Here is an 11,692-nt window from a genome sequence, read left to right on the forward strand (position 1 = left end):
GGACAAAACAAGGATGGAACACATTATTAAAGACGAAATGGAGATAGATGCTACGGAAGAAGATACATTCTACGAGCTGGTAGCTGAACAGAAAAGAAAGCTTTACAGCATTGCTTACAGCTATCTGCGAAACGAGGCGGATTCGTTAGAGGTTCTGCAGGAGGCAACCTGTCGTGCATGGATTAAACGTAAAAGCTTAAAGGACTCCGAAAGGTTTGTTCCTTGGTTAACTCGCATTCTGATCAATTGTTGTAATGATGAGTTGAAGCGCAGAAAGAGGAATGCTGTCACAGAAGCTACTCGAAGTGATATAGGGATTATGGAGATGAAAAGCGACCGCAGATTGGACATGGAACAAGCGCTGGATGGGGTTAAGCCGAAGTATCGCCAGGTGCTTGTACTTAAATATTACAAGGATATGACCCTTGCAGAAATTGCAGAGGTGCTCGATAAACCGGAGGGTACCGTAAAGACATGGCTCAACAAAGGTCTGAAACAACTGCGTGACAGAATGAAACGGAAGGGAGATCTATTTTATGGCTGAGTCTGAAGAAAAGCTGCTTAACGATTATTTTCAGAGAATTGATGTCGAGGCTGAGGAGATCCCGGATGTTAAGCTGGATGCCGCGATTCACAAGGGGATGCAGCAAGGTAGCCACAAAAGTTTCTCTTTTAGAAAAAGATACGCTGTTGTTGCGTTGGCGGTCCTAGCCATCGCTTTATTAATTATTGTACCTTGGGCACATCAGATGGCCAATCCTGTTCGTGCGCAGTTACCACCAAAAAGCTGGGGATCGCTTGAAGTATTCCGCCCGACTATCGCTAATAATCTGACCATCACATCGGCACTTGACGCAGGGATGATGAAGGAAGTGAATATTTCTTCAGCTGAGGTGGATGGAATAAAGTGGACGGTTAATGGAATTTTGGCCGATCGAAGAGGAATTGCGGTTCTGTATACAATTGAAAACAATACAGATCGGAAAATGCAGCTGTTTGGGCTATCCTTGAAAAAGACTCCTGAAAGTAATATTTATCGCACAGGATACAGCGGGTTTAGCACTATTAACGCACAAGATGTTGGATCTCCTGGGACAACTCGTATGTACGAGCAAATCGTATGGGATAAATATCAGGATGAGTTGGAAGACCCGTTGAATATTTCTCTAAGGTTGTTTCCAGTACCTGATGATCCAGCTTTATCAAGCGGTGAGCTTAAATCTTTAAACATTCAGATTCCAATGGATACCAACAAGGTTTATATTCAAGGAAAAAGAGTTGATCTAAAGGATAGTCTGTCCATCGCCGGACAGCAAATTAATATGGAGAATATCTATATTGGACCTACGGGTATTTATATGCGGGAAAGATATGACCAAAAGAATACAATGAGGATATTTAATATGCTTTCACCTAAGCTTGTCATCGGAAAAGGACAGCAACAAGAGGAATTAATGTGGGTAAGTGGATCGAATATTTATCATAATGATAATATGAGACCTGATGATCCGATTAAGTTTGAAATTGAAGGGATTTCTGCTCTAGATCAATCTAAGCTTGAGCTTGTGATTAATACCGAAACACAGCAGATTCTGAAGGTACCGGATAGCAATCTGACGATTTCCAAACGAATGGAGAACGAAGAACAGGGAATTCTGGTGTTAGATTACTTTATTCCTAAAGAAGAGAAGGACTCGCTTAATGATAGAGGTTTTGGATTGAGCGATTATTTTGAAGATAGCTCTGGAAGCGGGCATATGATGGAAACTATCAAAAATAATTACTCAGGATATAGAGAGTTTAATGAAAGTAGTAAGGGAACTACAGTAACCTATCTCTTCAATGTAGGCAAGGAAACGCTACCCCAACCGTTGACTTTCTGGTTTAATTCTTATCCAAACAAAATCAAGGAGAAAGCGTCCATTCGAATTAAGTAAGTAGCTCCAAAGTCGAGCGAATCAAATCAAAAGCCCTGTTCCTCAAATGGAGAGACAGGGCTTGTTTGATTTTAAACTTTATTTCTACTGTTTATTCCCCAGCTAACGCATCACAAAAAGCTTTGCCATAGGGCGGAAGATCTGGCGGGCGACGAGCAGAAATAATATGTCCATCCGTAACCACAGCTTCATCTTTCCATATCGCTCCGGCATTCTCCATGTCATCACGGATGCCGGGTGTGGAGGTGACGGTTACACCTTCCAGAATTTTAGCGGAAATTAATACCCAGCCTGCGTGGCAGATCTGCCCAATAGGTTTCTTAGCTGCATTGAAATCCTGCACTAGCTTTAGTACGGCACTGTATCTACGGATTTTATCAGGGGCCCAGCCGCCAGGAACTAAAATCCCGTCATAATCTGCGGCATTAAGATCGTCCCAGGAGTACTCCGCTTTTGCAGGCACACCATATTTACCGATGTATGTTTTATCTTTTTCCAAACCTGCCAAGTGAACCTCAGCGCCTTCTTCTCTTACTCGGTACACGGGATACCAGAGCTCCAAATCTTCAAATTCATCGTCTACGAGTGCTATGACCTTTTTTCCAGCTAGTCTCATTTTGTTAAGTTCCTTTCGTATCACATGATCCTTCATATTCTATCAAATTTAAAATACGAAGTCATCTGAAGGGTTGTAAATTATAGACGAATTGCCAATTTAATCATTATATGCAATTAAGGAGGGTTTTAATCGAGGGAGGTCGAATATAGAAATTGAAAAGTCATACTTTGTACTTAATTCATTTCTTGCAAGAGGTGTAGAAGATGTATACAGATAACTTAATGGAGAAGTTGTGCAGCTGCGGTGGCCTCATGAACTTACATATGCATTCATTGATTTTTAATACAAGGGTGAAGATTACACATGTCCCTGTCTATACTTGTCCGAAATGTACTAGTTATGAGCCCTTGTCGTTTATTAAAGCAGATCTAGGAAAGCTAGTGAAAGAATTGAACGCGGATGTGCCAAGACAAGATTTTTCGTTTACTCAAAGAAATGAATTAGCTAGTGTCCTAAAAGAAGCTTTGTCAGAGGTTATTGTCGGAGGTTTTCAAGAATTAGAGTTGGCTATCCGAGAGACAATTCAGGCTAGAGTGGATATGTTACTAGACCTATACCGACTAGCTGAGGGGCTTAAAGACCAGAATTGGATGGAAGAAACTAGTCGAAGACTGTCTCAATTAACGTTCCAAACGACTAAAAACGCAAATTATTAAAACATTCTGTGAAAATAATGAAAAACTTTCACGGAATGTTGGATTTTTCACTCACTTTTTGTTACGATAGATAGAAGTTACATTATTGTGCTCGTGAATAGGGAAACCTACACTAGTCAAAAATTGTAATTAGGGGTTACGTCTTCAGCCTTGAAAGAAATTTTGAAAGGAAAATGAAGCGTTATCATTGCACAATTGTACAAAGTGTCGTATCATATTTTTAATTAGTCGAACGATAAAATTTATCGCAATGGAGAGAGTAATTTGACGGTAACCATTTACGATGTAGCTCGAGAAGCAGGCGTATCTATGGCTACGGTATCACGGGTTGTGAACAATAACCCTAACGTGAAACCGCAGACCCGGAAGAAAGTTTTTGAAGCGATTGAGCGTTTGGGATATCGTCCCAATGCCGTGGCGAGAGGACTTGCCAGTAAGAAAACGACAACCGTTGGGGTTGTCATCCCTGATATTTCAAACTCGATTTTTGCAGAAATTGCACGCGGGATTGAAGATATCGCGAACATGTATCATTACAATATTATATTGTGTAACGCGGATAAGCGTAAAGAAAAGGAAATCCGTGTCATCAATACCCTTTTGGAGAAACAGGTCGATGGTCTGCTCTTCATGGGTGGTACGGTAACCGAAGAACATATTCAAGCTTTCCAGACTTCTGCAGTTCCGATTGTCCTATGTGCTACACGGGATGAGAAGGGAACTTATCCCTCCGTTGACATCGATCATGAAACCGCTGCTTTTGATGCAGTGAATACTTTGATTCGTCACGGTCACCGAGAAATCGCAATGATCAGTGGTACACTCCAGGATCCTGCGAATGGATATGCACGTTTCCATGGTTATAAGAAGGCACTTGAACAGGCTGGAATTGAGTATCAAGAAGACTTGGTACGTATCGGTAACTACCGCTATGAATCTGGTGTCGAAGCCATGAAGTATTTCCTTGGACTCAAGAAGAAGCCAACCGCTATTTTTGCCGCAACCGACGAGATGGCTATTGGTGCAATTCACAGTATTCAGGATGAAGGCCTGAAGGTACCGGATGACTTCTCCATTATTAGTGTGGATAACATCCGTATGGCTTCGATGGTTCGTCCATTGTTGACAACTGTAGCCCAGCCTATGTATGATCTAGGTGCGGTAGCAATGAGACTTTTGACGAAACTCATGAAGAAAGAGACGGTTGAGAATCCGCGGGTTATCTTACCTCATGAAACGATTCTCCGCCTGTCTGTTAATCATCTGAATAAGTAATTTAAGAACTAAACAGTATTTCCGTAAAAAGCTCCTTTTGGAGCTTTTTATGTTTTTTACAGAGTAAATCATTGGAGGAGGCGTTATCTTTGCCTGAAATCATCGGATTAATTGGTGCGATGGATGAAGAGATTAAGCTATTACTAGAAAGGATGGAGAATAAGGAGACGAAGGTCAAGGCAGGAATTCATTATTACATAGGAAATATATTAGGAAAGTCTGTAGTGCTCTGTAAATCTGGGGTAGGTAAAGTGAATGCAGCAGTTACGACACAAATTCTAATGGATTTCTTTGGTGTGTCTCGTGTGTTGTTTACTGGGGTTGCTGGGGCTGTGCACCCTGAATTGAACATTGGAGATATTGTTATATCCTCTACTTGTGTTCAGCATGATATGGATGCTACAGCACTTGGATTTTCAAAAGGTGAAATACCTTATCAGGATAATTCTGTCTTTCAGGCAGACCCTTCATTGGTACTTCTTGCTGAGAGGGCGTGTAACGAGTTAGGCCAAAAGTACTTGGTCGGCAAAGTACTTTCAGGTGATCAATTCATTTCTAATGCGGAGATTGTAGCCAAATTAAGAGAGGAATTGGATGGAGCGTGCGTGGAGATGGAAGGGGCGGCGGTTGCACAAGTGTGTGTGATGAACGCCACTCCCTTTGTTATTATTCGTTCGATGTCTGATAAATCTGACGGTTCATCAACTGTGAGTTTTAAGGAGTTCACGGTAGAAGCCTCAGGGCGCTCACATTCTATATTAGAATATATGTTGCAGCACCTTTAATACTCGTTTAGTACATGAAGCGCTGTCTAAAGCGTACCCTGTCGAAAGTCTCCTGTGAGGACATAGGTACCTCTTGTCCAATACGAACCATTAGGCAGTTTGCTGGATGTGAACAGATTTCGGGATCATCCGTAGCATACCAAACCATATTTACGGTTTTCATTAGCCGCTCCATCATTTGACGATAAGCCCACACATCAAGCCCACTTCCTTTTAAATCCCAGTGCCAATAATACTCTGTTGTAAAGACGATACAATTCTCCAATTGCTCTTGCTCAAAAGCAGTGGAAATCAGCAGCCGGCCTAGTCCGGCTCCCCTATAATCATTACTCACCTCAATAGCACCAAGCTCAATTAGATCCATCATTCCACCCTGTGACCAAAGCTCCATTTCATCCGGATAATGAAAGGTTACATAGCCTATTATAGTGCCATCCTCTACAGCTGTAATTATACGACCTTCTGGTAGGCTAGCAATCTCTATGAGAGCTTCTTGCTGTTCAATCGGCTTGCGGAAGGCATCGAGATCATGATGCATGTGGAGGGCTTTAAGGTCCTCTGGAGATCGGGGGCCACTTACTGTTATTGTTCTACCTTTATATGAAAGCGTATGGGAGACAGGGATTTTACGATGTTCCATGCCGTGCTCCTTTCGAATGATAAAATATGGAATGTAAACGTTTGCTATGTTATACTAATTCAGACATAAAAAATTCACATTCATTGCATTGACATCATTATCTAAGAGAAGAGTCTTACCCTTAAAGCTTAAATCAAACGAGTGAGGGAGGCAAGAGTGATGGGTCAAGTCCATAGCGAAATTTTGCCTGGCCGTGTGCAGAGCTCCAATATGTCTGATTACACCCAGGCAGTAGCCAATTTTAAGTGGGAGGATGTTGAACGTAACTTCTCATGGTATGACACTGGAAAGGTTAATATGGCTCATGAAGCAGTGGATCGCCACGTTCAAGAAGGACGGGGATCGGCGACGGCCCTGCTCTACAGTGATGCAGTGCGGGATGAATCCTATACATTTGCCGATCTGCAGGAACGTTCGAATCGGTTCGGAAATGTATTGCGTAAATATGGTATCGGTAAGGGAGATCGGGTATTTATTTTTATGCCTCGTCAACCGGAACTATATTTTAGTTTACTAGGTATTCTGAAGATTGGGGCAATAGCGGGCCCTCTGTTCGAAGCCTTTATGGAAACAGCAGTTAAGGACCGGCTGGAAGATAGTGGTGCGGTTGCTTTGGTTACTACACCTGAACTACTTCATCGTGTGAAGCGAGATGAGCTTCCGAATTTGCGTCATATTTTTCTAGTAGGCGGTACCACTGATATCGGGCAAGGTAACTTAGGTTTCACTGAGGAGATGGATAACGCATCTTCTGAGCTCGAATTGGAATGGCTTGACCTGGACGATGGCCTTATCATGCATTATACATCTGGTTCTACAGGAAAACCTAAAGGCGTTTATCATGTGCAAAGAGCAATGATTCAACATTATTATACAGGTAGAGTGGTGCTGGATCTACGTCCAGATGATATTTACTGGTGTACAGCTGATCCAGGCTGGGTGACAGGAACATCTTACGGAATATTTTCACCCTGGTTAAATGGGGTAACGAATGTCGTGAGAGGGGGACGCTTTAGTCCTCAGGATTGGTATAAGACGATTGAACGAAATAAGGTTAGTATTTGGTACAGTGCACCTACAGCATTTCGTATGTTGATGGGGGCAGGAGAGAGTTCAATTCAGGGAATTGATTTGAGCAGCCTGCGCCATGTCCTGTCTGTTGGAGAACCGTTAAATCCTGAAGTCGTGCGATGGGGAGATAAGTTCTACAACCAGCGCATTCATGATACTTGGTGGATGACAGAGACGGGAGCGCAACTGATCTGTAATTATCCTGGAATGGATATCAAACCAGGTTCTATGGGCCGTCCGTTGCCAGGCATTGAAGCAGCGATTTTAGATGATCGAGGCAATGTTCTCCCACCATTCTCAATGGGGAATCTTGCAATACGGACGCCTTGGCCATCCATGATGAATTCGATCTGGAACAATAAGGCGAAGTATGAGGAGTATTTCCGTATTCCTGGTTGGTACATTTCTGGTGATTCTGCTTATATGGATGATGATGGATATTTCTGGTTTCAAGGACGGATTGACGACGTTATCAACTCTTCTGGTGAGCGTATAGGACCTTTTGAAGTGGAGAGTAAATTGGTAGAGCATCCTGCTGTGGCAGAGGCGGGTGTAATTGGTAAACCAGACCTGGTGCGTGGGGAAATTATCAAGGCTTTCATTTCGCTGAGAGAAGGCTATACTCCTACAGCTGCTCTCAAAGAGGAGATCGCGGCATTTGTTAAAGCCGGACTGTCTGCGCATGCTGCGCCGAGAGAGATCGAATTTAAGGATAAACTTCCTAAGACACGATCAGGTAAAATCATGCGGCGTGTATTAAAGGCTTGGGAGCTTCATCTCCCAACTGGCGATTTATCAACGATAGAAGATTAGAATGGATCATAAAAAACACCGTTCCCTAATGAATTCAAGGGAACGGTGTTTTGCTGTGTGAAGTTATTCTTCGGACTACCGGTTAATGGTTTCCAGTCGTATTGCCGGCTGTACCACTATTACTGTTTCCGTTACTGCTACCTTCGCCAGATGGCGTTGAAGTAGGCGTAGGTAGAATGGTTCCAGGAATTTCGATATCCTCTCCTGGTGTACTCTCAGAGCCTGTAGGAGGCGTTGTCTCCGGTTGCTGATCTGGAGTTGGTGTTGCTTCCGGAGTTGGTGTAGTGCCTCCAGCAACGCTACCAGAAGCTGTCTCATTACCTGCGACATCAACAGCACTGACATAGAATGTTGCATTGGCACTCGCAGGCGTTCCTGGCGAGAATACCTTGCTCTCGTCAGCCATAATTACAGCTTGTTTCTGGAAAGACCCGCCGTTTAAAGAACGGTATAAGCGGTACCCTACTACATCTGGAGAGCCGCTTGGGGAGAAGCTGATCACAGCTTTTCCAGTGCTGTATGAGACACTTACATTTCCAGGAGCAGAAGGCGAAGTACCGTCGTCCACGCGTGGATCGACTTCAGTAGGGAAATCTGTCTTAGCATCGGCTGGCATATAATACTCCAGCGATTTATGCTCCTTCATCTTAGAGAAGGCTGCCAAGAGCTCCTTAACTAATTCCTGGATCGGCTTTTCACGTTTAACGACGATTTTTTCTTTCAGGAAATCCTCCGGTGTACCTTCGAGTGGGATATAGTTGACGCCATTGTAAGTAATATACTTGGCTTTGGAAATCCCATCGTCGCTCTCTTTAGGTACATATTTCGTATTGAAAAGATCCGTTGTGAATTTGTCAGTTAGAGCCGTTGGCAGCTTACCGCTGTACGCGGAAACTGTCTTTTTGGTAATTCCTTCAGGTTGTGTGAATTTGTCTGTAACGAACAAGTCTGGCTGCTTATCAATAACAGCATTCATGACTTTAGCCCATAAGGTCTGTGCTTGTCGTTTTTGTGTATCTCCTGTAAGGGTATTGATTTGTTCCTTATAACCAACCCACATGCCAAGTGTGACATCAGGGGTGTAGCCCATGAACCAGACATCTCCATAGTTCTGAGTGGAGCCAGTCTTACCTACAATCGGAACGTCTTTAAAGTGTTTATAATCTCTTCTTACTGTGCTTGCAGTACCTTCTGTGATTACTGTACGCAGCATATCGGTCATTAGATAAGCAGTTTGCTCAGAGAATACTTGTTCAGGGTTAACCTTGTGCTGATAAACGATCTTGCCTTCCGAATCCACAATCTTCTCAATCATATAAGCATCATTAAATGCTCCCTTATTGCCAATGGCGGAATAGGCATTGGTTAATTCCTCAACGGATGTACCGTATCGAAGACCGCCTATAACCCCAGTCTGCGCTCTGTAATCATCTTCGGTGAGTGTAGTGATCCCTAGCTTTTTAGTAAAGGCCCAAGCATCCTCTATTCCGACCTTCTCGTTAAAAAGTTTAAGCGCCGGTAGGTTGAGGGATTTATTAAGTGCATAGCGAGCCGTAACTAAACCTTGATAGCGATTGTTAGCATTTTTAGGGATGTGGAAGCCTTTCCCGCCATCCTTCAAAATGATTGGAGCATCATCTAAGATTCCAGCAGGTTGAATCAGTCCTGCATCTAAGGCAGGTAAGTATGCTGAAATCGGCTTCATCGTAGAGCCGGGTTGCCGGACCATTTGGGTTGCGTAGTTCATTTGCTCGATATTAAAATCGCGGCCCTCAATCATACCGAGAATGGCTCCGGTCTTGTTATTGATCAATATGCCAGCCGTCTGTTCAACACCTTTTGTTTTGCTGTCCTTGGTGAAATTACTACTATCTTCGGAAATACTGTGCATTGCACTGTATACTTTCTTATCAATCGTGGTATAGACTCGGTAACCGCCGGTCATTAACTGTTGTCTTGCTTCCTCAAGAAGTATGGCATTATCACTAGAGCTAGTGGTATCAGCTGTGCTGTTATTCTTTTCATTTAGTGACAAAAGAATCTCAGCTGCTTTACGCTCCGTCTCCATCATTAGGTATGGATATGTAGCATAGGCTTTCTTAGTGTGAGGAGCGAGAGAGCTTTTAATATCAAACTTGAGTGCTTCATCATATTGGGAGGTAGTGATCTTGTTCTCCTCTAGCATACGACGAAGTACAAGCTGTTGACGATCCATAGCTCTATTGAACGCCTTTGCGTTGAATTCTCCAACGCCATTGAATGCTGAATAAGCGGAGGGGAGCTGTGGAAGACCGGCCAAATACGCCGCTTGGGCAATATTCAACTTGTCTAGATCATCCAGACCGAATATACCTTTGGATGCAGCTTTAATCCCAAATACGTTATAGCCATTCGAGCCATTACCGAACGGAACCTTGTTCAGATAAGCCGTTAAAATCTCTTGCTTGGTCAAGAAGCGCTCTAGTCTAAGTGAAAGTAGAATTTCTTTTGCTTTACGATCTTCTGTTCGATCCAGATTGAGAAATACACGTCTTGCGAGCTGTTGAGTAAGTGTACTGCCTCCGGTCTGAACGGATTCATTTAATATCTTTTGTTTGACGGCACGTAAGGTGCCTTTGAAATCCACGCCATTATGCTCATTGAAATTATTGTCCTCTATAGCGAGAACTGCATCAATAATAATCTGGGGGATGTCGTTGTATTGAATGAGCCTTCGATCTTCTTCTGTACGAAGCTGGCCGATCGGTGCGCCATCACGGAAGTATGCGAATCCGGTGATCGCATTTTGTCCGACTTGCTGTTGAATCATTTCCTCAGAGCGAACAGGTTCATCTTTCACCATGGAAGTGACATATCCTGCTGCTGCACCACCGACGAACAGAATGCCTATTATGCCAAGAATAAACATCCACTTAACTACAGAACCGAACCTGCTAAGCCCGGATCTGCGGGGTGAAGGCTTCTTTACGTTTTTTTTCTTGTTCTCTTGAACCATCGACGATAATTCCTCCTTTTAACGGAATTATTATAGCACAAATTGGCGATTTTGAATGCAGTCGGAGTGTTCATTACCTATTAGAATAACAAAAAGCCTCCGGATAAATCCGGAGGCTTTGGTCATACTCGCTATAAGCGAGATATTAACGGTTGTAGAACTCGACGATTTGTTTCTCATCGATATCCTGGGAAAGCTCGGAACGTTCTGGCAAACGAATGTATTTACCTTCGAAAGATCCTTCAGCATATTCCAGGTAAGCTGGAAGGTGGGAACGGTTAGCAAGAGCTTCTTTGATGGAAGCCATGCTTTGGCTTCTTTCGCGAAGACCGATAACGTCGCCCAAGCTTACACGGTAAGAAGCGATGTCGACTTTTTTGCCGTTAACAGTTACGTGTCCGTGGGATACCAACTGACGTGCACCAGCACGGGAGTTAGCAAATCCAAGACGGTAAACTAGGTTGTCCAAGCGGCTTTCAAGCAAGAACATGAAGTTTTCGCCCGCAAGACCTGGAAGCTTTTGTGCTTTAGTGAAGAGAGTTTTAAATTGTTTCTCTCCCAAACCATACATGTGACGCAGTTTTTGTTTTTCCAAAAGCTGCATTCCGTAGTTACTTACTTTTCTGCGTTGGTTAGCTCCGTGTTGTCCTGGTGGAAAAGGGCGTTTCAAGTCTTTTCCTGTACCGCTAAGGGAAATTCCCAGACGGCGGCTGAGTTTGAATTTAGGTCCGGTGTAACGTGCCATGTTATAGTAGACTCCTTTATAATTGAAATTTCAGGGTAGGGCCTATTTGCGCCGCATTTCGTATCCGTGATTAGCATGAATGGCTTCCACACTGCCAGGGAAGTTCAGCCGCTGCCCTGGCAGTAACGAAATGCGTGAGGGTGACACAACGTTACG

General features: G+C 43.4%; 10 protein-coding genes. 6 read left to right on the plus strand and 4 right to left on the minus strand.

Annotated features, from left to right (window positions below; all coding sequences use genetic code 11):
- The first annotated feature begins 13 nt into the window (after window positions 1-13).
- A complete protein-coding gene (locus tag ACWNM1_RS25280; RefSeq protein ID WP_449603099.1) occupies window positions 14-544 on the plus strand; it encodes a sigma-70 family RNA polymerase sigma factor in 531 nt (176 codons plus the stop codon).
- A complete protein-coding gene (locus tag ACWNM1_RS25285; protein ID WP_449603100.1) occupies window positions 537-1,937 on the plus strand; it encodes a DUF4179 domain-containing protein in 1,401 nt (466 codons plus the stop codon). The genes ACWNM1_RS25280 and ACWNM1_RS25285 overlap by 8 nt, the downstream gene beginning before the upstream one ends.
- Before the next feature lie 91 nt (window positions 1,938-2,028).
- On the opposite strand, the gene ACWNM1_RS25290 is transcribed toward ACWNM1_RS25285, so the two are convergent.
- The gene (locus ACWNM1_RS25290) at window positions 2,029-2,553 is read right to left on the minus strand and encodes a type 1 glutamine amidotransferase domain-containing protein (protein ID WP_042126813.1); all 525 of its coding nucleotides are present in this window, start codon (window positions 2,551-2,553) and stop codon (window positions 2,029-2,031) included.
- Between the two features lie 206 nt (window positions 2,554-2,759).
- Here ACWNM1_RS25290 and ACWNM1_RS25295 point away from each other — a divergent pair, with 206 nt between their 5' ends.
- From ACWNM1_RS25295 to ACWNM1_RS25305, 3 genes are all read left to right on the plus strand, one after another.
- Window positions 2,760-3,212 (plus strand): hypothetical protein, encoded by a 453-nt coding sequence (locus ACWNM1_RS25295; RefSeq protein WP_449603101.1) that lies wholly within the window; start codon window positions 2,760-2,762, stop codon window positions 3,210-3,212.
- Between the two features lie 264 nt (window positions 3,213-3,476).
- The gene (gene ccpA, locus ACWNM1_RS25300; protein ID WP_042187330.1) at window positions 3,477-4,487 is read left to right on the plus strand and encodes a catabolite control protein A; all 1,011 of its coding nucleotides are present in this window, start codon (window positions 3,477-3,479) and stop codon (window positions 4,485-4,487) included.
- An 89-nt stretch (window positions 4,488-4,576) separates the two neighbouring features.
- Window positions 4,577-5,272: a 5'-methylthioadenosine/adenosylhomocysteine nucleosidase gene (locus ACWNM1_RS25305; RefSeq protein WP_449603102.1), complete on the plus strand. Its 696-nt coding sequence runs from the start codon at window positions 4,577-4,579 to the stop codon at window positions 5,270-5,272.
- Between the two features lie 7 nt (window positions 5,273-5,279).
- Here ACWNM1_RS25305 and ACWNM1_RS25310 read toward each other — a convergent pair whose 3' ends face one another.
- Window positions 5,280-5,912, minus strand: a complete 633-nt coding sequence (locus ACWNM1_RS25310) for a GNAT family N-acetyltransferase (RefSeq protein ID WP_449603103.1) — start codon at window positions 5,910-5,912, stop codon at window positions 5,280-5,282.
- Window positions 5,913-6,071: 159 nt separating this feature from the next.
- On the opposite strand from ACWNM1_RS25310, the gene acsA reads away from it, so the two are divergent.
- A complete protein-coding gene (acsA, locus tag ACWNM1_RS25315) occupies window positions 6,072-7,796 on the plus strand; it encodes an acetate--CoA ligase (RefSeq protein WP_449603104.1) in 1,725 nt (574 codons plus the stop codon).
- Between the two features lie 82 nt (window positions 7,797-7,878).
- On the opposite strand, the gene ACWNM1_RS25320 is transcribed toward acsA, so the two are convergent.
- A complete protein-coding gene (locus ACWNM1_RS25320) occupies window positions 7,879-10,791 on the minus strand; it encodes a transglycosylase domain-containing protein (RefSeq protein ID WP_449603105.1) in 2,913 nt (970 codons plus the stop codon).
- Between the two features lie 145 nt (window positions 10,792-10,936).
- Window positions 10,937-11,536 carry a 30S ribosomal protein S4 gene (gene rpsD / locus ACWNM1_RS25325; protein ID WP_042126823.1) on the minus strand — a complete coding sequence of 200 codons (600 nt, stop codon included), beginning with the start codon at window positions 11,534-11,536 and terminating at the stop codon, window positions 10,937-10,939.
- Between the last annotated feature and the right edge of the window lie 156 nt (window positions 11,537-11,692).

The sequence above is a fragment of the Paenibacillus sp. Marseille-Q9583 genome, from assembly GCF_976954365.1.